General features: G+C 45.3%; 17 protein-coding genes and 1 other RNA gene. 2 read left to right on the top strand and 16 right to left on the bottom strand.

The window, feature by feature from the left end:
• Positions 1-24: 24 nt before the first annotated feature.
• From ilvD to tgt, 4 genes are all read right to left on the bottom strand, one after another.
• Positions 25-1,698: a dihydroxy-acid dehydratase gene (gene ilvD, locus LIQ05_RS12800; protein WP_226821164.1), complete on the bottom strand. Its 1,674-nt coding sequence runs from the start codon at positions 1,696-1,698 to the stop codon at positions 25-27.
• A gap of 133 nt (positions 1,699-1,831) precedes the next feature.
• Positions 1,832-2,914: a 3-isopropylmalate dehydrogenase gene (leuB, locus tag LIQ05_RS12795; protein WP_226821162.1), complete on the bottom strand. Its 1,083-nt coding sequence runs from the start codon at positions 2,912-2,914 to the stop codon at positions 1,832-1,834.
• Between the two features lie 199 nt (positions 2,915-3,113).
• On the bottom strand, positions 3,114-3,413 hold the full coding sequence (gene yajC / locus LIQ05_RS12790) for a preprotein translocase subunit YajC (protein WP_118584184.1): 300 nt from the start codon (positions 3,411-3,413) through the stop codon (positions 3,114-3,116).
• Between the two features lie 166 nt (positions 3,414-3,579).
• Positions 3,580-4,737 (bottom strand): tRNA guanosine(34) transglycosylase Tgt, encoded by a 1,158-nt coding sequence (gene tgt / locus LIQ05_RS12785; RefSeq protein ID WP_226821154.1) that lies wholly within the window; start codon positions 4,735-4,737, stop codon positions 3,580-3,582.
• 287 nt (positions 4,738-5,024) lie between these two features.
• Here tgt and LIQ05_RS12780 point away from each other — a divergent pair, with 287 nt between their 5' ends.
• Positions 5,025-9,272 (top strand): 2-hydroxyacyl-CoA dehydratase, encoded by a 4,248-nt coding sequence (locus LIQ05_RS12780; protein WP_226821151.1) that lies wholly within the window; start codon positions 5,025-5,027, stop codon positions 9,270-9,272.
• A gap of 246 nt (positions 9,273-9,518) precedes the next feature.
• On the opposite strand, the gene LIQ05_RS12775 is transcribed toward LIQ05_RS12780, so the two are convergent.
• The 8 genes from LIQ05_RS12775 to LIQ05_RS12740 all read right to left on the bottom strand — a co-directional run bounded on the left by LIQ05_RS12775 (position 9,519) and on the right by LIQ05_RS12740 (position 17,034).
• A complete protein-coding gene (locus LIQ05_RS12775) occupies positions 9,519-11,138 on the bottom strand; it encodes a putative polysaccharide biosynthesis protein (RefSeq protein ID WP_226821149.1) in 1,620 nt (539 codons plus the stop codon).
• Positions 11,139-11,141: 3 nt separating this feature from the next.
• Complete coding sequence (ung, locus tag LIQ05_RS12770) at positions 11,142-11,828, bottom strand: uracil-DNA glycosylase (RefSeq protein ID WP_226821147.1); 687 nt, start codon at positions 11,826-11,828, stop codon at positions 11,142-11,144.
• A 106-nt stretch (positions 11,829-11,934) separates the two neighbouring features.
• Complete coding sequence (hisF, locus tag LIQ05_RS12765) at positions 11,935-12,693, bottom strand: imidazole glycerol phosphate synthase subunit HisF (protein WP_226821144.1); 759 nt, start codon at positions 12,691-12,693, stop codon at positions 11,935-11,937.
• Positions 12,694-12,695: 2 nt separating this feature from the next.
• Positions 12,696-13,313 (bottom strand): imidazole glycerol phosphate synthase subunit HisH, encoded by a 618-nt coding sequence (gene hisH, locus LIQ05_RS12760; protein WP_226821136.1) that lies wholly within the window; start codon positions 13,311-13,313, stop codon positions 12,696-12,698.
• A gap of 295 nt (positions 13,314-13,608) precedes the next feature.
• Positions 13,609-15,120 carry a sensor histidine kinase gene (locus tag LIQ05_RS12755; protein WP_226821134.1) on the bottom strand — a complete coding sequence of 504 codons (1,512 nt, stop codon included), beginning with the start codon at positions 15,118-15,120 and terminating at the stop codon, positions 13,609-13,611.
• Positions 15,117-15,794, bottom strand: coding sequence for a response regulator transcription factor (locus tag LIQ05_RS12750; RefSeq protein ID WP_226821132.1), 678 nt, complete (start codon positions 15,792-15,794; stop codon positions 15,117-15,119). Before LIQ05_RS12750 ends, LIQ05_RS12755 begins: the two co-directional genes overlap by 4 nt.
• Positions 15,795-16,014: 220 nt before the next feature.
• Positions 16,015-16,287, bottom strand: a complete 273-nt coding sequence (locus tag LIQ05_RS12745) for a hypothetical protein (protein WP_226821130.1) — start codon at positions 16,285-16,287, stop codon at positions 16,015-16,017.
• A gap of 27 nt (positions 16,288-16,314) precedes the next feature.
• On the bottom strand, positions 16,315-17,034 hold the full coding sequence (locus LIQ05_RS12740; protein ID WP_226821127.1) for a hypothetical protein: 720 nt from the start codon (positions 17,032-17,034) through the stop codon (positions 16,315-16,317).
• Between the two features lie 247 nt (positions 17,035-17,281).
• Between LIQ05_RS12740 and LIQ05_RS12735 the strand changes: the two genes are divergently transcribed.
• The gene (locus LIQ05_RS12735) at positions 17,282-17,515 is read left to right on the top strand and encodes a hypothetical protein (protein WP_226821125.1); all 234 of its coding nucleotides are present in this window, start codon (positions 17,282-17,284) and stop codon (positions 17,513-17,515) included.
• Positions 17,516-17,684: 169 nt separating this feature from the next.
• Here the strand turns inward: LIQ05_RS12735 and LIQ05_RS12730 are convergent, their stop codons facing one another.
• The 4 genes from LIQ05_RS12730 to LIQ05_RS12715 form a co-directional block, all read right to left on the bottom strand.
• On the bottom strand, positions 17,685-18,758 hold the full coding sequence (locus tag LIQ05_RS12730) for an Ig-like domain-containing protein (protein ID WP_226821123.1): 1,074 nt from the start codon (positions 18,756-18,758) through the stop codon (positions 17,685-17,687).
• Positions 18,759-19,054: 296 nt separating this feature from the next.
• Positions 19,055-19,404, bottom strand: a transfer-messenger RNA (tmRNA) gene (ssrA, locus tag LIQ05_RS12725).
• A 276-nt stretch (positions 19,405-19,680) separates the two neighbouring features.
• Positions 19,681-20,949 carry an amidohydrolase family protein gene (locus LIQ05_RS12720; RefSeq protein ID WP_226821121.1) on the bottom strand — a complete coding sequence of 423 codons (1,269 nt, stop codon included), beginning with the start codon at positions 20,947-20,949 and terminating at the stop codon, positions 19,681-19,683.
• 83 nt (positions 20,950-21,032) lie between these two features.
• Complete coding sequence (locus LIQ05_RS12715; protein WP_226821119.1) at positions 21,033-21,788, bottom strand: MerR family transcriptional regulator; 756 nt, start codon at positions 21,786-21,788, stop codon at positions 21,033-21,035.
• Between the last annotated feature and the right edge of the window lie 7 nt (positions 21,789-21,795).

Below are 21,795 nucleotides of genomic sequence, written 5' to 3'. Positions count from 1 at the left end.
AAAATCCTGACGGCGGATTTCTGACTATTTCGCTTTCGGAACCTCAAGGATTGCGCCGCGGTTTCCGGAGGTAACCATTGCTGCATATCTTGCAAGGTATCCGGTAGTAACCTTCGGCTCTCTTGTCTGCCATTTTGCTTTTCTTGCTGCAAGCTCTTCATCAGAAACCTTCAGTTCCAGCTTCAGCTCCGGAATGTTGATACTGATGATATCGCCTTCCTCAACAAGGGCGATAGGGCCACCTACTGCTGCCTCTGGTGAAACATGTCCGATGGAAGCTCCTCTGGATGCACCGCTGAAACGTCCGTCTGTAATAAGGGCTACAGAAGAACCAAGTCCCATACCTGCGATTGCAGAGGTAGGATTCAGCATTTCTCTCATTCCAGGGCCGCCTTTTGGTCCCTCATAACGGATGACAACAACGTCACCCTCTACGATTTTGCCGCCCTTGATGGCTGCAATAGCATCTTCCTCACAGTCAAAGACTCTTGCAGGTCCTTCATGAACCATCATCTCAGCAACAACTGCAGAACGTTTTACAACGCTTCCGTCTGGTGCAAGGTTGCCGCGGAGTACAGCAAGTCCACCTGTGGTGCTGTATGGATTATCGATTGGGCGGATAACTTCCGGATTCAGGTTTACACAGTCTTTGATGTTCTCGCCAACAGTCTTGCCGGTTACTGTCATGCACTCTGTATGAAGAAGTCCCTTCTTGTTCAGCTCGTTCATAACTGCGTATACACCGCCGGCTTCATTCAGGTCTTCCATATAAGTCGGACCTGCTGGTGCAAGGTGACAGATGTTTGGAGTCTTTGCACTGATCCCATTTGCAAAGCTGATATCGAAATCCCAGCCAATCTCATGTGCGATTGCCGGAAGATGAAGCATACTGTTTGTGGAGCATCCAAGTGCCATATCTACGGTGAGGGCATTTAAAATTGCCTCTTTTGTCATAATATCTCTTGGACGGATGTTGCGGCGGTACATTTCCATAACCTGCATTCCCGCATGCTTTGCAAGACGAATACGCTCAGAATATACAGCCGGGATGGTTCCGTTTCCTTTTAGTCCCATACCAAGAACCTCGGTAAGGCAGTTCATGCTGTTTGCAGTGTACATACCAGAACAGGAACCGCAGGTTGGACATGTTTTGTTCTCGCACTCAGTCAGGCCTTCCTCTGTGAGCTTGCCTGCAGCGTAAGCTCCAACAGCCTCAAACATGCTGGAAAGACTTGTCTTGTGTCCGTTTAAGTGACCAGCCAGCATCGGGCCTCCGCTTACGAATACGGTAGGAACGTTGATTCTGGCTGCTGCCATCAGAAGTCCAGGTACGTTCTTGTCACAATTGGGGATCATAACAAGGGCGTCAAACTGGTGAGCCAGTGCCATGGCCTCTGTGGAGTCTGCGATCAGGTCTCTTGTTACAAGTGAATATTTCATACCAATATGTCCCATTGCAATACCGTCACAGACAGCGATTGCAGGGAACATGATCGGGGTTCCACCAGCCATTGCTACACCAAGCTTTACAGCCTGTGCGATTTTATCCAGGTTCATGTGGCCTGGTACGATCTCATTGTAGGAACAAACAATCCCTACTAATGGGCGGTCCATTTCTTCTTTTGTCAATCCAAGGGCATTAAACAGGGAACGGTGAGGTGCCTGCTGTGAGCCTGTCTTTACTGCGTCACTTCTCATAACTTGTATCTCCTTTATACTTCATAGCCGGGAAAAATTATCTATTTGCTTATAAGCGGATATCAACCAGCTCATGTAATTTCCTGGATAAGCATTTTCCACGGCTGCTAAATCATTTTGTTTCTTTCGAATTCTAAATTTCCTTAGCGATCAGGTCACCCATCTCTTTCGTTCCAACCAGGGTGCAGCCCTCAGACATAATGTCGCCTGTGCGGTATCCGGCAGTTAGAACCTTCTGTACAGCTGCTTCAACTGCGTTTGCTTCCTGATCCAGATCCAATGAGAAACGAAGCATCATGGCTGCGGAAAGGATGGTTGCAATGGGATTTGCCTTGTTCTGTCCTGCAATATCAGGTGCGGAACCATGGCTTGGCTCGTAAAGGCCGAACCTGGTCTCGTTCAGGCTTGCAGAGGAAAGCATTCCGATGGAACCGGTAACCATACTTGCCTCATCGGAAAGAATATCTCCAAACATATTCTCAGTCAGGATCACATCGAACTGCTTCGGATCTCTTACCAGCTGCATTGCACAGTTATCAACCAGCATGTGTTCAAGAGTAACTTCCGGGTAATCCTTGGCTACTTCTTCTACCACTTTTCTCCAAAGTCTGGAGGAATCCAGAACGTTTGCCTTGTCAACGCTTGTTACTTTCTTGCGGCGTTTCATGGCAATATCAAATGCCTTGATGGCAATTCTGCGGATCTCGTTTTCGTTATAGGAAAGGGTGTCGATTGCTTTCTTTACGCCGTTCTCTTCTACTGTCTTTCTTTCTCCGAAATAAAGACCGCCTGTAAGCTCACGTACGATGATCATGTCAAAACCATCTCCGATGATCTCATCGCGGAGCGGGCATGCTGCACGAAGCTCATTGTATAAATATGCAGGGCGAAGGTTTGCAAAAAGATTCAGCGCCTTACGGATAGCAAGAAGTCCTGCCTCCGGGCGTTTGGATGGCTCCAGTTTATACCATGGGGATGTCTTGGCATCTCCACCAATAGAGCCCATAAGAACTGCATCCGAAGCTTTCGCTGTGGCGATGGCCTCATCTGTAAGCGGTACCCCATGTACATCGATGGAAGCTCCGCCTAAAAGTACTTCTGAATAAGAAAAAGTATGTCCGTATTTCTCGCATACTTTGTCCAGAACCTTCTTTGCTTCTGCAACGATTTCAGGACCGATGCCGTCTCCTGGAATCAGTGAAATATTGTAATTCATAAAAAATTTCCTCTCCTTCGTTCATGATATCAGTGGGGATTTCACATCTCGCCTGCCATCAATGAATAATTGTTATTATAATAACGCACTTTCTTTCAGATTTCAACCTGTTAACGTAAAAAACTGTCGTTTGTAAAAGAAAAAGCCCCACTCTTCATAGAGTGAAGCCATTCTTTAACTCATATTCAGAAATTTCAGATTAAGCAGAAGCCTGTTCTGCTTTCTCAACTTCGGCGATTGCCTGTTTTCTCATAGGGATACGGCAGTTCTTATTGTTACCGAACTCTACGATCACGTCTTCTTCTGTCATGTCGATGATGACTCCGTAGAAGCCACTTGTAGTTACAATGCTGTCACCTACAGCCATATCGCTGAGCATAGCCTGTACTCTCTTCTGCTCTTTCTTCTGAGGTCTGATCATCAGAAAATACATAATACCGAAAAGTACAACCAGCCATACGATGGTAAATCCCATACTCATTCCGCTTGATGCGTCCATTTGCTAATCCTCCTGTCTCTTACTCTCACGCTCTGCTTTTATTGCCAGCGCATTATAGTATACTATACACAAAAAAGCCCGGTTCTTCAAGTAGTTTTGCTATTTTTTTATTTATTTCAGGAATCCCTGCTGTTTACAGCTTTCACAGAAACAGGCTGTAATTTTATTATTGGGCATATCTGCTGTTTATTTTACCCTCTTCAAATCCAGCCAGGCGCATTTCCTTATATTCTGCAAAATTGCCCTGATCCAGTGCATCCCGGATTTCTTCCATCAAGTGGTTGTAGAAATACAGGTTATGCAGCACACAAAGACGCATCCCCAGCATTTCCCTGGCTTTCAGAAGGTGACGGATGTAGGCTCTGCTGTAATGCTGGCAGGCCGGACACTGGCAACCTTCCTCAATAGGCTTCGGATCCAGCTCGTACTTGGCATTGAACAGGTTCAGTTTGCCATGATTGGTGTAAACATGGCCGTGGCGTCCGTTACGGCTTGGGTAAACACAATCAAAGAAGTCAATTCCTCTTGCAACGCCTTCCAGAATGTTCGCCGGAGTACCAACGCCCATAAGATAAGTGGGCTTATCCTGTGGAAGGTGAGGTACTACTTCATCCAGAATATGATACATCTGCTCATGGGTCTCCCCAACTGCCAGACCGCCAACTGCGTAACCGTCCAGATCCAGTTTGGAAATGGTATCTGCATGTGCAATACGGATGTCCCCGTAGATTGCTCCCTGATTGATTCCGAAAAGCAGCTGCTCTTTATTCACTGTGTCCGGCAGACTGTTCAGTCTGGCCATCTCTGCCTTGCATCGCTCCAGCCATCTGGTGGTGCGGTCTACAGAAGCCTGTACGTATTCTCTGCTTGCCACACTGCTTGGACATTCGTCAAACGCCATGGCAATGGTGGATCCCAGATTGGACTGGATCTGCATGCTCTCCTCCGGTCCCATGAAGATCTTGTGACCATCAATGTGAGACTGGAAATAAACGCCCTCTTCCTTGATCTTGCGAAGACCAGCCAGGGAAAATACCTGGAAGCCGCCGGAATCGGTGAGGATCGGTCTGTCCCAGACCATAAATTTGTGAAGGCCGCCAAACTCCTTGATCAGCTTGTCTCCTGTTCTTACATGGAGATGATAGGTATTGGAAAGCTCCACCTGGGTTCCAATATCCTTCAGATCCATGGTAGATACCGCACCCTTGATGGCACCAACCGTTCCCACGTTCATGAACACAGGCGTCTGGATGGTTCCATGTACAGTTTCAAACTGGGCACGCTTGGCGCGGCCTTCTGTTTTCATAAGTGTATATTTTGCCATATGTGAATCCTTTCTTGATTTGAAATGTTGATTTTCAAAAATTTCTTTCCTCCATCCTTTGTTTTACACTTACGGAAGAGTGTAAAACCAGGCAGAAAACTTTATATATTATAGCCCGAAATCACTGAAAATTCAACACTTGTGCAAAGAATCCTTGTTAAACTTTTACATTGCCATTTAAGCCGGGGTATCGTATAATATTACGGAATATTCCGCATTTGATATTTTACATTTAAATAAGAAAGTTTAGACACATATGCAAACAGATGAGGAGGCATATTTTTTACATGAGCAGTAAATACACATTAGGAATTGACATTGGTTCCACCACTGTCAAAATTGCAATACTTGACGAAAACGACACCCTGCTTTTCGCAGATTACCAGCGTCATTTCGCCAACATTCAGGAGACCCTGGCTGAGCTTTTGGAGAAGGCCTATGGGAAGCTTGGAGAGCTTACCCTTCATCCGGTGATCACAGGCTCCGGCGGACTTACACTTGCCAATCACCTGGGCGTACCTTTTGTCCAGGAGGTTATTGCGGTGTCTACCTCCCTTCAGAAGATTGCGCCGCAGACAGACGTAGCCATCGAGCTTGGCGGCGAGGATGCCAAGATCATCTACTTCGAAGGCGGCAATATTGAACAGCGTATGAATGGCATCTGTGCAGGCGGTACCGGTTCTTTCATTGACCAGATGGCATCCCTGCTTCAGACAGACGCCACCGGACTGAATGAATATGCGAAGAATTATAAGGCCCTTTACCCAATCGCAGCCCGCTGCGGTGTATTTGCCAAGACAGATATCCAGCCCCTGATCAACGATGGTGCTACCAAGGAAGACCTTTCCGCTTCCATTTTCCAGGCCGTTGTAAACCAGACCATTTCCGGTCTTGCCTGCGGTAAGCCGATCCGCGGACATGTTGCTTTCCTTGGCGGTCCCCTTCACTTCCTGGATCAGCTGAAGGCTGCCTTTATCCGTACCCTGAAGCTGGATGACGAGCACGCCATCACACCGGAGAATTCCCACCTTTTCGCAGCCATGGGTTCTGCCATGAATGCCAAGGATGACGTCACTGTTTCTCTTACGGATATGACAAACCGCCTGAAGAATTCCATTAAGCTGGATTTCGAGGTAGAGCGTATGGAGCCTCTTTTTGCCACAGAGGAGGATTATGAGGCATTTAACAAGCGTCAGAGCGCTTACCAGGTAAAGAAGGGCGATCTTTCCCAGTATCATGGCAACTGCTATCTGGGAATTGATGCAGGTTCCACTACTACCAAGACCGCTCTTGTAAGCGAGGACGGAACCCTGCTTTACTCCTTCTACAGCAATAATAACGGAAGCCCTCTTAAAACTGCCATCCGTTCCATTCAGGAGATCTACAGCATTCTTCCTGAGGATGCCCACATTGCTTTTTCCTGCTCCACAGGTTACGGCGAGGCACTGATGAAAGCTGCCCTGCTGCTGGATGAGGGCGAGGTTGAAACCGTTTCCCATTACTATGCAGCAGCTTTTTTTGATCCGGAGGTTGACTGTATCGTAGATATCGGTGGCCAGGATATGAAATGTATCAAGATCCGCAACCAGACCGTAGACAGCGTACAGCTGAACGAGGCATGTTCCTCTGGATGCGGTTCCTTTATTGAGACATTCGCCAAATCCCTGAACTATTCCGTACAGGATTTCGCCAAGGCTGCCCTTTTTGCAGAGCATCCGATTGACCTTGGAACAAGATGTACCGTATTTATGAACTCCAAGGTAAAGCAGGCCCAGAAGGAAGGCGCTTCCGTAGCTGATATTTCTGCAGGTCTTGCATACTCCGTTATCAAGAACGCCCTTTACAAGGTTATCAAGGTTTCCGATGCCAAAGAGCTGGGCCGTCACATTGTAGTACAGGGTGGAACCTTCTACAACGATGGTGTTCTTCGAAGCTTTGAGCGAATTGCAGGCTGTGAAGCCATTCGTCCTGACATTGCCGGAATCATGGGTGCCTTCGGTGCTGCCCTCATTGCCAAGGAGCGCTGCCACGCAGAAGGCCGCGAGACCACTATGCTTTCCATTGACAAGATCAACGAACTGAAATACACCACCTCCATGGCGAACTGTCACGGATGTACCAACAACTGCCGTCTTACCATCAACAAATTCACGGGCGGACGCCAGTTCGTAAGCGGCAACCGCTGTGAGCGCGGTATTGGTAAGGAGAAGAATAAGGATCACATCCCGAACCTTTACGAATATAAATATAAGCGGCTTTTCTCCTACGAGCCTCTTTCCCCAGATAAGGCAACACGAGGAAAAGTTGGTATTCCCCGAGTTCTGAATATGTTTGAGAATTATCCTTTCTGGTACACCTTCTTTACAGAGTTGAAATATCAGGTAGTGCTTTCTCCTACCTCCACCAGAAAGATTTATGAGCTGGGTATTGAGTCCATTCCAAGTGAATCCGAGTGTTATCCGGCCAAGCTTGCCCACGGACATGTGACCTGGCTGCTTCGAAACGGTGTGAAATTTATTTTCTACCCTTGTATTCCTTACGAGAGAAACGAGTTCCCGGATGCAGTCAACCATTACAACTGCCCGATCGTTACCTCTTATGCGGAGAATATTAAGAACAACGTGGACGAGCTTCACGATCCGTCCATTACCTTTATGAACCCGTTCCTGGCCCTGACCTCTGAGGAGATCGTTACCAGGCGTCTTACTGAGATTTTCCCGGATATCCCGTCATCTGAGGTGAAGGAGGCTGCCCACAAGGCATGGGAGGAAATGGCCGCCGTACATAAGGATATTGAAAAAAAAGGCGAGGAAACCCTTCAGTATCTGAAGGAAACCGGCCGCAGAGGCATCGTGCTTGCAGGACGTCCTTACCACATTGACCCGGAGATTCACCATGGTATCCCGGATCTGATCAACAGCTATGGAGTTGCAGTCCTCACCGAGGATTCCGTTTCCCATCTGGTACCGGTTGAACGCCCGATCCGTGTTAATGACCAGTGGATGTACCATTCCAGACTGTATGCAGCCGCAAACTTTGTCAAAACCCGTGATGATCTGGATCTGATCCAGCTGAACTCCTTTGGCTGCGGACTTGATGCAGTCACCACAGATGAGGTATACGAGATTCTGGATGGCAGCGGCAAGATTTACACCTGTCTGAAGATTGACGAGGTAAACAACCTTGGTGCAGCAAGGATCCGTGTCAGATCTCTTCTTGCCGCCCTTCGTGCAAAGGATGCCCAGAAGAAGATCCGTGACATTAAACCATCTTCTATTGAGAAGATTGTGTTCACCAAGGAAATGCGCAAGGATTACACCATCCTCTGCCCGCAGATGTCACCAGTGCACTTTTCTCTTCTGGAAGCTGCCTTTAATGCAAACGGCTATCATCTGGAGATTCTTCCAAATGATAATAAGCATGCCGTAGATGTAGGTCTGAAATATGTAAACAATGATGCATGTTATCCTTCCCTGATCGTAGTCGGTCAGATCATGGATGCCCTTTTATCAGGCAAATATGACCTGAATAAGACGGCGGTGGTCATGTCCCAGACTGGCGGTGGATGTCGTGCTTCCAACTATATTGCTTTTATCCGCCGTGCCCTTAAGAAGGCTGGAATGGAGCAGATTCCGGTTATTTCCATTAACTTAAGCGGTCTGGAGAGCAACCCTGGATTTAAGCTTACCCTTCCCCTTGTGAAAGCAGTTGTGTATGCGGCTGTATTTGGGGATATCCTGATGAAGTGTATTTACCGTATGCGTCCATATGAGCTGGAGAAAGGTATTGTAAACCGTAAGCATAAGATCTGGGAAAAACGTGTGATCGCATTTGTTTCCGGAAGTTCCTTAAGCCACAGCCAGTTTAAGAAAATGTGCCGGGAAATGGTTCATGATTTTGATACCATTCCCATCAGTGATGAGAAGAAACCTCGTGTTGGTATTGTAGGTGAGATTTTGGTGAAGTTCCTTCCAGCTGCAAATAACCATCTTGCAGAGCTTCTGGAGGCAGAAGGCGCTGAGCCTGTGGTGCCGGATCTGATCGACTTTATGTCCTACTGCTTCTATAACCAGAACTTCAAGGTTGAAAATCTTGGATTCAGGAAATCTAAGGCGTTCCTTGGAAATATGGGTATTAAAGCCATTGACTGGGTTCGTAAGACTGCAAATGAGGCACTTGCAGAGAGTCGTCACTTCCATCCCACTGCAGATATCCGTGATCTGGCGAAGATGGCAAGACCGATCGTTTCCGAGGGTAACCAGACTGGTGAAGGCTGGTTCCTGACCGGTGAAATGATGGAGCTGATCCATGATGATGTTCCGAATATTGTTTGTATCCAGCCATTTGGCTGCCTGCCGAACCACATTGTTGGTAAGGGTGTTATCAAAGAAATCCGCCGTCAGTATCCGAAGGCAAATATTGCAGCCATCGACTACGACCCGGGTGCAAGTGAAGTAAACCAGCTGAACCGAATTAAATTGATGCTTTCTACTGCGCAGAAGAATCTGAAGGCGGAGGAAGAGAATAACGCGTAAGAATGCGTTTTCGAAGACTATAAACCATACAAGAGAGCGCCGCAGGCGGTCTTTCCTATAAAGTAAAAAAGCAAGATAAAAACCCTCAGAGTTGCCGCTCCGAGGGCTTTTATCCTGCTTACATTAAGCAATATCAATTCCTTGTGCCTAATAATATTTTAGCATATCTCGTCTTTCTTTCAATATACAAAATATTCATAATATATATTTTGTTACTGGTCATGGAGTGAACAGTAACTATATTTCTTAAAACGGTAATTTTCCCGCAATTTTCTTCAAATAAGCTCCGCCCGGCATCATGGCGAACTGTTCATCGGATGGTTTGCTTACGGCAAGGTAAACAATGAAGTAGACGATTACGCCAAGAACTACTGCAATTCCAAGGCTGATAAAGTTGGAATGGATCAGTTTGTAGATTCCATAATAGGAAAAGCCTGCTACTACTGCCATAGGCACAGAAGCCAGAAGCGGATTCAGGTATGCACTTCTCCATGGATTTTTATACTGCATGTACTGCTTCATGGCACGCTCATTTAAGAGGCACATTACCACTGCATAGATGATCATTGCCACTACAATGGCATAAACGCCAAGATCTGTTGCCAAAAGCAGGATTGCCATGGCAGCTACATCCACCACCAGGGCAATGGCTGCATTGATCATCGGGATATTCGGCTTGCCGATTCCCTGGAGTACACCATTGGAAATGTTGGAATTTCCGTTGAGGATGATAGTAATCACGCCAAGCATCATCAGCTGGGCTGCTGCACCCTCAGTTCTTGGGAAAAGAAGGCGGGTGATGGGGCCTGCCAGAACTGCCAGACCTACTGCACAGGGGATGGAAATAAACATACTGATCCAGGTAGCGCGGTCAATCTTATCTCTTGCACTGCCCATGTTCCTCTTGGCATACTGGGCAGAAACCTCCGGAATCATGGAAGTAGGTGCTGTACTGGCAAGAGTCAGCGGAATATTAATCAAAGTCATATAGTAACCATACTCTGCATAAAGGCTTGTGATGGTATCATGATCAAGCCCCTTGAATCCCTGGATGCCAGAATACATGTAGCTGTTAATAAAGCCATTTACATTGTAAATGAAAGAACTGAGGATGATCGGCATTACAATGAGGACAATATTTTTCATTACCTCACTGGTAGCTTCGTCACGGGAATGGGTATCTCTGGCCAGTCTCTTTTTGATATTCTTTCGGTTCACCCAGTATACAAAAAGCATAAAGAGCAACGCAGAGGCAACTCCGGCTCCAGTTCCCATAGTCGCTCCGGCAGCGCCCCACGCATTTCGTACAGACTCTTCTGCACCGCTGAATTTGTTCAGCATAACCGTAGACATCAGGATTGCAAAAACCGCTACGAAGCACTGCTCCACGATCTGGGACAGTGAGGTAGGAAGCATATTTCGATATGCCTGGAAATAGCCTCGGAAGGTTCCCAGAATTCCGGAAAGGAAGATGGTCGGCGCCAGCATTTTCAGGGCAAGGCGTGCACCGGACATGGATTCCGGTACCAGAATGGAAGAACCAAAGAGACAAAAAAGTGCCACCACGCCTCCCATTATGATTACATACAAAAGTGCGCAGCGGAATACCTTCTGGGCATCTCTATAGCGCTTAAATGCCAGCTTTTCCGCCATAATCTTGGATACCGCCTGCGGAATACTAAAGGAGGCGATCATCAGCAGGATGAAGTATACGTTCTGGGCATAATTAAAAAGACCCATACTGCTGTTTCCAAGGGTATTGGAAAGCGGACTTTTATAGAGCATTCCGATGATCTTGGAGATCAATGCTGCGATCATCAGGAAGGATGCATTTTTTACAAGTGTGTTGTCGTTCTTTTTCCCCATTTCTTATTGTTCCTTTTTTATATTTTCGATCTGCCAGTCAATGGGGGCAAGCCCGTTTTTCTCCAGAAATTCATTGGTCTGGCTAAAGTGCCTGCATCCAAAAAATCCTCTTGACGCAGACAGCGGGCTTGGATGTGCAGCGGTGAGTACCAGCTGCTTCGGATTGTTCAGCATTGCTTTTTTCATCTGGGCAGGTCTTCCCCAGAGAAGATATACGATTGGGCGGTCTTGTTCATTCAGGGTCTGGATAACGGCGTCTGTGAATTGTTCCCAGCCGATTCCTCTGTGGGAGAATGCCTGGTGCGCACGGACAGTAAGGACTGTGTTCAAAAGGAATACGCCCTGTTTTGCCCATTTTTCCAGACAGCCATTGTCTGGGATGTAGCAGCCAAGATCACTGTGAAGTTCTTTATAGATATTTACCAGGGACGGAGGGATGTCTACGTCTTCTCTTACGGAGAAGCAGAGACCGTTTGCCTGACCGTCATTATGATAAGGGTCCTGGCCCAGGATTACAACTTTTACGTCGTTCAGGGGTGTGTATTCGAAGGCGTTGAACATGTCCTGGGGCGGGGGGAAGATCTTCGTAGTGCGGTATTCTTTCATTACTGTTTTATATAGTTTGGCGTAGTAGGGCTGATGAAACTCATTCTTCAGCGCTGCCTGCCAGTCACCAGATATCTGACCCATTGTGATTGTCACCTCATCTTTTGTATTTTTGTTTGTTAAAAGTTCTTCAATAGGGACGCATTCGGACAATGAATATTATTTGCTATAAATTTTATCACTCTATATCCTATCTTCGTACCGGAACTCCCTTTTCTGCCAAATAATCTTTTACTTGACTAATTTCCAGTTCTTTGTAATGAAACAGGGAGGCTGCGAGGACTGCATCAGCGCCACCATCGGTAAGGCCCCCGTAGAAGTGTTCCAGGGTGCCGGCACCGCCGGAGGCGATGACGGGGATGGATACAGCGTCGGATACCGCACGGGTTAAGGGGATGTCGTAGCCTGCTTTGGTTCCGTCGCAGTCCATGCTGGTGAGAAGAATCTCACCTGCACCGAGGGCTTCCACCTTCTTCGCCCATTTGATAGCGTCAATACCTGTATCCAGGCGGCCGCCATGTTTATAGATGTTCCAGCCACCGTCAGGACGGCACTTGGCATCAATAGCAACTACTACGCACTGGCTGCCAAATTTGTCTGCTGCCTCGCGGATCAGCTCCGGACGATCAATAGCTGCGGAGTTTACGGAAATCTTGTCTGCGCCCTCGCGGAGAAGCTTTTTGAAATCATCTACAGTACGGATTCCACCACCCACTGTAAAAGGAATAAATACGTTGGCTGCTACTTTTCGCACCATGTCTACTACAGTGTCACGCTGTTCACAGGAGGCGGTAATGTCAAGAAATACTACTTCATCTGCTCCTGCAGCATCGTATGCTTTCGCAATCTCTACCGGGTCTCCGGCGTCTTTCAGGTCTACGAAATTGACACCTTTCACCACACGACCATTCTTTACATCCAGACAAGGAATAATTCGTTTGGTAAACATGATTATGCCTCCTTCCCAAGCTTTGCAAAGTTCTCCAGTATTTTCAGACCGTATTTACTGCTCTTCTCCGGGTGGAACTGGCAGGCAAACAGGTTGTCTTTTTCAACGGAGGCATGGATAGTTACACCGTATTCTGTAGTCGCCTTCACAATTTCTGGCTCTTCTGCCTGAAGATAATAGGAATGGACAAAATAGACATAGGTTTCTTCCGGGATTCCTTTAAACAGACGTCCATCGTTCTGAAGGTGAAGGGAATTCCAGCCCATGTGCGGAATCTTAAGTCCGGGAGCCGGGGGAATCTTCACGATCTTACCTTTCAGAAGGCCAAGCCCCTCTACTCCTGGAGTCTCGTCGCTGGACTCGAAAAGCAGCTGCAGTCCCAGGCAGATTCCAAGGAACGGAGTTCCCTTCCCTGCGATCTCTTTGATCACAGGGACAAGTCCGAATTTGTTCAGATTATGCATAGCATCTCCAAAGCTTCCAACACCTGGAAGTATTACTTTATCCGCATTCAATAGGAGCTGGGGATCCCTGGAAACAGCAGTTTCCTCTCCAAGATAATGAAGGGCTTTTTCCACACTTTTTATATTACCTGCATCGTAGTCGATAATTCCAATCATTCGGACTCCTCCTGTTGTCTGTATTTTATACCGTGCAACCTATGCACAGCACATTTCTGTCATTATGCGAATCCTTTATCCATCTTTCTTACTGCCATGATATTCTTTGAATATATGGTTTCATATTCTTACAGTATAACGCAAAAACAGACGGTTGCAAAGAGCTAATTCCCTGCTACCGCCTGTTTTGTTAGTTTGTACTGTCTTGCACGATTAGCACTAATTTTTTTATGAAAAATTACAATTGCCGTCTTTTTCCAGTACCCTTTTCTTTGCAGAAGAAACTCTCTGCGCCTTACTTCCGGTCCAGCGTAAACCAGAATTCCACACCATTGTCAAAATTCTGCACACCATACTGCTGGTTCATGCCTTCCATAATGGCCTTTACAATGGAAAGTCCGATTCCACTGCCGCCATATTCCCTTGTGCGGGCTTTGTCTACCTTGTAGAACTTGTTCCACAGATTCGGAAGATCGGCCTCCGGAATCGGAGTACCGGTATTAAATACGGTTACTTTCACTCTGTCTTCCTGCTTCTGGACTTTGATCTCCACAATCTTTTCCCCATCCAGATGATGCAGGGCATTGCTTACATAGTTGGTCACAACCTCTTCTGTCTTAAACTCATCTGCCCATACATAAACAGGCTCTGTTTCATTAAAGATCACCCGGGCTTCTTTCTGTTTGATCATAATATCCATGGTGGAAAGAACGCCTTTGATCAAAGCCGTCAGATCAAAACGCTCCATAACAGCTGCATCTTTTCCAGATTCCAGCTGATTCAGGGTAAGAAGGTTCTTAACCAGCTTATTCATCTTGGAAGCTTCGTCGATAATGACATCACAATAGAAATCCATGCTCTCCGGATCATCGTTGATGTTCTCCTTCAGGCCTTCTGCATAGCCCTGCACAAGGGCGATGGGAGTTTTCAGCTCATGGGAAACATTATCCAGGAATTCCTTTCGCATCTCATCGATCTTCACCTTATTTTCAATATCTTTCTGCAATTCATTGTTAGCAGATTTCAGCTCGGAAATGGTCTGTTCCAGCTGACTGGACATTTTGTTGAAATTTTCACCAAGTACATCAATTTCGTTGCCAGCTTTACTCTTATATCTGGTCTCAAAATCAAGATTTGTCATCTTGCTGGTCAGCTCGGTCAGCTCGGAGATCGGTCTTGTCAGCCTTCTGGTGACTGCCATGATGCACACTCCACTTATCACAATAATGATAATTCCTACAAAAAAATAAAATTTATTGGAAATATCTGCACTTTCACGGATACTCTCCAACGGACTTCTGATCAGGAAATAATTACCATTGTCAAATTTGCCCCAACACTCTACGTAATCCATTCCCACGAAACGGTCGTGCACCTGCTGGACTACGCAGTTATCAGTTTCTTTCAGAATCTTGCCCTTGCCGTTGTCCATATCCAGGTCACTGGCATAACCGAAGAAAAGCTTACTGCGGAGCTGGTCCTCATTCTCCGGCCAACAGAGATACCTGGTATTGTCCTCGTTGATCAGAACCCAGGCCAGATTATTTCGGGAGCTTGCCTGAATAAGCTCCGATGGAAGATCGGCCTGCTCGCTTTCCCCATCGTCATCTGTCATGGAATCTGCAGCAATTTGACTTAAAACAGCTTTTGCGTCCAGAAGAGTATCTGTTTTCTTGGACACATAATATTTCTCCAGGAAAACACCGTTGATCACAAATATGGTAAGGATGGACAGGAAGAGAAGCCCAATGAAGGTAAAGGTGATCTGGTGCTTTATGGAGCGGATTTTCTTTGGCTTCTTCATCATTCAACCTCAAACTTATAGCCCATTCCCCATACGGTTTTGATGTATTCACCTTTGTCACCCATTTTGCTTCTCAGCTTCTTCACATGGGTATCAATGGTTCTGGCATCTCCAAAATAGTCGTAATTCCATACAGAATTCAGGATCTTCTCCCTGGAAAGGGCGATTCCCTGATTTTCCAGGAAATAAGTAAGAAGCTCGAATTCCTTGAAGCTGAGATCCATTGGCTTCTCATCTACGGTTGCAAGATGGGCTGCCTTATCGATCACAATGCCGCCTGCGCTGAGCACATTTTCAGCCCCAGCCTGACCAGTACGGCGAAGGATGGCTTCTACTCTGGCAACCAGGATTTTCGGGCTGAATGGCTTGGATATGTACTCGTCCACACCCAGGTCAAAGCCAAGAAGCTCGTCTCTCTCATCTCCTCTTGCGGTCAGCATGATGATCGGCACTTTGGAATTCTTACGCACCTCACGGCATACCTCCCAGCCGTCCATCTTCGGCATCATTACATCCAGGATGATCAGTGCAATGTCTTTCTCTTTATAAAAAATATCCATGGCTTCCTCGCCGTCCCCGGCTTCCAGAACCTGGAAATTTTTTTTTGTTAAAAAGTCTTTTACAAGCTTTCTCATTCGGCTTTCGTCGTCTACCACAAGAATTTTTAATATATCCATACCTCTTCCTCCTCATTTTATCAAGCGGATCTTCTTTATTCCATGTAAATATTTATGTCTGATCCATAATTGTAATCTGTAATTTTATGGTTATAGTACCAAATGAGTATGATGATTTTGTGAACGATGAGCTGTATTTTTCTGCATTCACAAAATTTTCATATATAAGATCAATATCTTAAAAGATGTAAAATATCAAAAGCTTCGCATTACGTTTCTTCTACAAACCATTCTCATAGACATCATTAATGGTGGCCTGGGCATGCTCAGATGCTTTCTTTTCCATAATTGCATTCCGGTCACTTAAGATGGCAAGCATTTCATCCACTACATCTTCCATTCTCGGGCTGGTCACACGATATAAATATCCCAGCATACGTGTCGCCGTATAATCTGTATTCATGTGTTTATAAGCAATCTCTTTACAAAATTCATCAGGATAACCTTTCTCCTGTAAGGCTTTATAAAGCTCATGGGTTCTATCTGACAGCATTGAACTAACTCCTTCAGTTTTATGTAACTAAAATAATTCTTTTACATAATTAAGAATATCCATATTTTTCTTCTGCACATTCTTATCTTCCTCTAATTCAGCCAGACTCTTCCAATAGTATGTCTTTCCGTCACATTTAAAAGAGTCCTTCTGCATCTGATCTGGAAACTTTTTAATTTCTGCCAAATAGAACTTGTGACTATACACTTTATTCTCCTTGGCACTTTCTGAGTATTTCTCATGCAATTTCTGGGCAACATAAGAAAGTTCAATATCATCTGGCCCAATTTTCAATTCTCTTGAAATATGATTTCTTATAAATTCTTCATTATTCGGATTCTCTTTGTAGTTTAAAAAGAATTGGCAGTTCCAACTTTTATCCTCATACACCAAATATCGGTTTGGAAATGGATTAAAAGAATCTCTGATCACCACAATAGAATGGTTGTGTGCAATTTCATTTAACTTATTGATATCCACGAGCAGGTCTTCATAATTATAGTTGTTCTTTGAACTCTTCGTAATATCAATAATACTTTTTACTGAAAATCCAATTCCTAATAATACAAAAATAGTTTTAAAAACAATTCCGGATATTCCAAAGAAATCCTCATAAGAGGCAAGCAACACAGAAATCAAAAAAGAAAATGCAGAAAGGACGCTATCCCACGCGACTTTTCTGCCAATAAACTGCTTCTTTTGCTCCAAGAGAAGATTTAGCTTAATATCGTCAATTAATATCTTCACTTATTAGTCTCTCTTTCACTTTTAATGTTTGAATTATACTATATCTCAGCGTATGTTTGCAACCTAAAAATTGGTTACTGTTCACTCCGTGACCAGTAACCGCTCCGCGATGCACAGAAATTGTTCGAAAATTTCCCTCGTCATTTTCTACTACATGACTTTTTTTCATTTTTGTGTTATTCTAAGAACAGTTACGGAAGTCAGGCAATCAACCGGCTTCCAGATTTAGTAGAAAGAAGGAATTTTCATGCGTCAGGAAAGTTTTAAAATGGAGCGTCCGGGACTGGTGAAGCCAGGTGATAAGGTTCAGATCACAGAATATCAGTCTTATATGAACTACAGCTACATCATCGAACCAGCCGTGGCCATGTCCGGCTGTTATCCGAACTCACGGAGAATTAAAGCAAAGGAAGGCACGATTGTCAGCGTGGAAAAGGCTCCGCTTAGTGGGTATGTGGTGATTGCGGAATTTGAAGAATGACAATTTTCCCCATTCGGACCACACTGATAGTACACTGCAAGCATGTACTTCGGTATGTTGCCAAAGAAAATAAAACAAAAGGATACATCCCCTGCCAGCTTATTTTTCACAAAAAGTATTTCAAAATAAAATAAGCTGTTCATAAAAGGCTGTATCCTTTTCTTTTATTCTATTTATATGCGACAAATCCAATGTCCTTCAGAGTCATCTTTGGTCCCTGTTTCAGAAGTTTCTGCCAGCATGCAAAACCAAGACGAAGATATGCATTTCCAAGCTTATTCAGATCTGCTGTAGAAGAATTTGTGGTATCTGAAATTTTCTGGAAGGACAGGTTGGTACCGTCTGTGTATGTTTTCATATTAATGGTAGATTTCAGTTCTACGGCACCTTCTACACCCTGGGTATCAAATACAAATGCATAATACACAGGTGCACTGGTTGAAGCCCTGGAAATTGTAACCTGGGATGCAGTTCTGGATGAGTTGCTGCTCATCTCGGTAACCAGAACCAGATCCAGCTGATCCTTGGATGCATCATAGATAATACCAGCATTTACACTCATCGTGGTTTCGGAATCATAATCTGTTATATTGATAAATTTATTTCCACTGCTGTTGGTATCACCTTTATTCTGGATATAAGTGATCAGCTTCTTAAATCCAGTTGTGGCGGTATTTGTGGTTGTGTTCCCTTTTACGGTAACTTTGCAGTTAAATTTTACACCGCCAACAGCTGCTGTGATGGTTGCTGTTCCAGCACTTTTCGCGGTAACTTTACCTTTGCGGCTTACTGTGGCTACAGATTTGTTGCTGCTTTTCCACTTCGGCTTCTGGGTTGTACCGGTCAGCTTTAACTGGTATGTTTTCTTTGCTTTCAGAGTGACAGAACTCTGGTTCAGTTTCGGTGCTTCAACCGTTACCTTACAGGTGTATTTCTTATTTCCTACTTTAGCTGTGATCACTGCAGAGCCTTTTTTCTTCGCGGTGACAACGCCTGCTGAGGAAACTGCTGCAACTGATTTCTTACTGCTGGACCATTTTGCTTTCTTTTTGGTGCCGGTGACTTTCAAGGTTTTCTTCTGGCCCTTTACAAGCTTCACGGTCTTAGCGTTCAGCTTCACGGCAGCCTGTACAGTCTGCATGGTTCCAAGGTCCGCTGCCACCTCCGGGGATAACAGGGACAGGGAAAATACTGCCATAAGCACGACGGCAAGTTTTTTCCAGATTCGGGTTTTCTTTTCCATATGATTTCCTCCTTTTGCTGCTCAGAATCGGATAAATCAGGTTCTAAGAGTTTGCTTTCTGTTAATTATAAGGGAATTGGAAATTCTTTTCAACAATTGTTTGGAAATTAACAGGTATAAAAGAAACACCCCAACTTTTTTCACATAATCCTAGATATTGTTCAGAATGGCGATGCCAGAAAAAAAGTAATTGCTCTTGGTCAAACGAAAATTCAAGCGCTCTACGTGCCGTCCGATAAAGATATTGAGAGGCTTCTAAAGCATAAAGAAAAAACGCCGTAAATACGGCGTTTTCACTATGGACCTGGCGGGAATTGAACCCGCGTCCGAAAGTCTATCCCTTGCGGCATCTCCCATCACAGTCGCTGTATTAACATTCCCTCCACAGCACGCCCATCGACAGGCTTACTGCTTCAGTAGCTTCATGATACATCTACCGGGGCAAAGCTTACCCGGCAAGGTTTCTCACAAGGTCGACGCCAGACTCCTGAAGTGTGAGTGCAACAGGACTGACGGGCAGCACTTAGGCTGCCATTACTAACTGATCGTCAGCGTTTATATTTAGAATTTCCCGTTATTACGCAGTTCGGGAGACTGCGGATGGCTTCCACAACTTCAAAACCCCCGTCGAAACCAGTACAAGCCCTAATCATATATAATAGGTATGCTGGTACGCAGACGAAGTTTGTGTAATTGTGCTTTCACTAGATTTTTATTATATGCATTTCGTGCAGGGCTGTCAAGGTAGAGACTGAATTTTTTGCTATTTTGTGGGTTGGTCGTTACCCCGTACGCGATTTCACAATGTATATTCACCGCCGCGCGGAGCAACGTTCCTAAAATGCGTGGCTACGTGAATATACATTGCAAAATCGCTGGTTACTGGCAGAGGGAAGAAAGAAACAGTAACGACAACAATGTCCTAAAATTCTCCCCGCAACAACTCCCCATCAATATATCTCGCCTTAATATTCCTATCATCTCCGATATAGCAGAAGCGTTCCAGCTTCTCCTCCGCTGTCATTTTGGTCCATGGATCTTCCATGTTGTCGATCACGAGAGCGTTGAACGCATAGCCTTTCTCGAAGGAACCCACCTTGCCGAATACACTTCCAGCCTCTTTTGTTGCATGATAGAAAGCCTGTGTGAGCGTAATCGTCTTACTCTGGTCAGGCTCGTAGAATTCTTTCAGCTTGGACAACTGCACAGCTCTTGCCACCTGACGGTAAATGGCAATCCCATGACCGCCAGCGATGTCAGAACCAATGGCAATCTTCATTCCTTCAGCCGCCATATGCTGCAGTGGCATAATCCCTGCAATAATATTCACAGTGGCATCCGGACAATGAACAGAAAAGCTTCCATACTTTTTCAGGATCTGCTTATCTTCCTCTGAAGGGAAAATAACGTGGGCAAAAATAGACGGTCCATTGTCCATCAGACCTGCACGCTCGTAAATCTCCGCGTCAGAACCGTAACCAGGAAACAGTTTTAAAGCCTCCTGCGCTTCCCAGATAGATTCCACCAGATGGGTATGCACGCCACAATGGTATTTGGCAGCCAGTTTTCCCAGCCCATCGATCAGAGTCTTGGTGCAGGTAGGGGCAAATCGAGGGGCCAGAATGGTTTTCACTTTTTTACTGCCCTCATGCTCCGCCAGATAATTTTCCGTTTCCCGTAAAGATTCCTGTGTATCTTCAATAAGAAATTCTGGAGAATTACAGTCCATGTTTATCTTTCCCACATAACCGTACATTCCCTTTTCTTCCATTCTGCCAAAGAGATAATTGGTGGCCTCCCGGTGAATGGTGGCAAACACGTTGGCATGGAAGGTACCGTGGCGAAGCATGTCGTCCACAAATGCATCATAGCAGCTTTTCCCATATTCCACGTTCTGGAAACGGGATTCCTGTGGAAATGTATAATCATTCAGCCAGTCAGAAAGCAGGCAGTCCATACCAATTCCACGCTGCACATACTGGGCTCCGTGTACATGAAGATCGGAAAAAGCCGGAATGATCAGCTTGTCGCCGTAATCCACAACCTCAGCCCCCTGATACTGCTCCGGAACTTTTTCGCAGATCTGTGAAACAACGCCATCTTCCACAATGATATAGCTGTTTTCGTGTATCTCCAAATGGTTCGCTTCCGGAGTAAATAAAATGTCTCCGTGATAAATCTTTACTGCCATTTTTTGTCCCTCGCCTTCTTAACCTTACATTTTTCTTTTTTGCTATACTCTTAAGGCATTGCCGTCAATAGTCCAGCTGCTCCTTATTTCTCATCTGCGATCCGGATCTCAAGCCGGGTCGCATAATTGTCACTATTCTGCTCCACAAACTGATCAATGATATTCACAGCCAGAATGGTATCCTCCAGGTTCAGATCCTTTCCCCATCCCTTGATTCTTTTAAAGCTGTCCTGAATCTGCTCGTATGCTCCCTTGTGATATCCAACCACATAAGTTCCTGCCGGAATTGTGCGGATCTCCGCATTTTTCTCTGGGATATCATCCGTGAGAAGTGCACCAAATTCCTTGCTTTTTTCCCCGTAAAAAACGATCGTCGGGTAAAAATAAAAGGATTCACCTGTATAAATTTCATCCTCTTCTCCAATAGGAATATACTTCCGCTCCGGATATTTCACGAGCTGAAAATTTTCGTAGTCAATTCCATCCTTGGAATCTTCAATAAACTGGATTTTTCGCAGGATTGCATGATCGATCCGCATCATTTCCTCCCACTGGGCATGAATGTCTGCGGAACGCTCCTTCAGCCTTTTCAGCGCCTCATCCGGACTTTTGGTATCCTGAAAATCCCGCACAGCGTCAATGGAATACCCCAGCTTTCGCATATAGCGGATGGAAGCCAGATTATAGGTCTGATCGAAACGATATTTCCGGTAACCGTTTTTCGGATCCCGGTAGCTAGGCTTTAGGATCCCGATTTTGTCGTAATAATGCAATGTCTGTACATTCAGTCCGAACAGCGTCGCCAGTTCATTTACATTCAGATATTCTTTGTTTCCCATAGGTCTC

Origin of the sequence: Blautia glucerasea, assembly GCF_020537505.1 — a bacterium.
In the GTDB taxonomy this organism is placed as follows: Bacteria; Bacillota; Clostridia; order Lachnospirales; family Lachnospiraceae; genus Blautia_A.
This window is presented reverse-complemented; position numbering and strand designations above follow the sequence as displayed.

What these genes read in the sequence shown, in the direction of transcription:
- ilvD (WP_226821164.1), bottom strand. Translation starts at nt 1,698, where the DNA reads ATGAGAAGTGACGCAGTAAAGACAGGCTCACAGCAGGCACCTCACCGT.
- leuB (WP_226821162.1), bottom strand. Translation starts at nt 2,914, where the DNA reads ATGAATTACAATATTTCACTGATTCCAGGAGACGGCATCGGTCCTGAA.
- yajC (WP_118584184.1), bottom strand. Translation starts at nt 3,413, where the DNA reads ATGGACGCATCAAGCGGAATGAGTATGGGATTTACCATCGTATGGCTG.
- tgt (WP_226821154.1), bottom strand. Translation starts at nt 4,737, where the DNA reads ATGGCAAAATATACACTTATGAAAACAGAAGGCCGCGCCAAGCGTGCC.
- LIQ05_RS12780 (WP_226821151.1), top strand. Translation starts at nt 5,025, where the DNA reads ATGAGCAGTAAATACACATTAGGAATTGACATTGGTTCCACCACTGTC.
- LIQ05_RS12775 (WP_226821149.1), bottom strand. Translation starts at nt 11,138, where the DNA reads ATGGGGAAAAAGAACGACAACACACTTGTAAAAAATGCATCCTTCCTG.
- ung (WP_226821147.1), bottom strand. Translation starts at nt 11,828, where the DNA reads ATGGGTCAGATATCTGGTGACTGGCAGGCAGCGCTGAAGAATGAGTTT.
- hisF (WP_226821144.1), bottom strand. Translation starts at nt 12,693, where the DNA reads ATGTTTACCAAACGAATTATTCCTTGTCTGGATGTAAAGAATGGTCGT.
- hisH (WP_226821136.1), bottom strand. Translation starts at nt 13,313, where the DNA reads ATGATTGGAATTATCGACTACGATGCAGGTAATATAAAAAGTGTGGAA.
- LIQ05_RS12755 (WP_226821134.1), bottom strand. Translation starts at nt 15,120, where the DNA reads ATGATGAAGAAGCCAAAGAAAATCCGCTCCATAAAGCACCAGATCACC.
- LIQ05_RS12750 (WP_226821132.1), bottom strand. Translation starts at nt 15,794, where the DNA reads ATGGATATATTAAAAATTCTTGTGGTAGACGACGAAAGCCGAATGAGA.
- LIQ05_RS12745 (WP_226821130.1), bottom strand. Translation starts at nt 16,287, where the DNA reads ATGCTGTCAGATAGAACCCATGAGCTTTATAAAGCCTTACAGGAGAAA.
- LIQ05_RS12735 (WP_226821125.1), top strand. Translation starts at nt 17,282, where the DNA reads ATGCGTCAGGAAAGTTTTAAAATGGAGCGTCCGGGACTGGTGAAGCCA.
- LIQ05_RS12730 (WP_226821123.1), bottom strand. Translation starts at nt 18,758, where the DNA reads ATGGAAAAGAAAACCCGAATCTGGAAAAAACTTGCCGTCGTGCTTATG.
- LIQ05_RS12720 (WP_226821121.1), bottom strand. Translation starts at nt 20,949, where the DNA reads ATGGCAGTAAAGATTTATCACGGAGACATTTTATTTACTCCGGAAGCG.
- LIQ05_RS12715 (WP_226821119.1), bottom strand. Translation starts at nt 21,788, where the DNA reads ATGGGAAACAAAGAATATCTGAATGTAAATGAACTGGCGACGCTGTTC.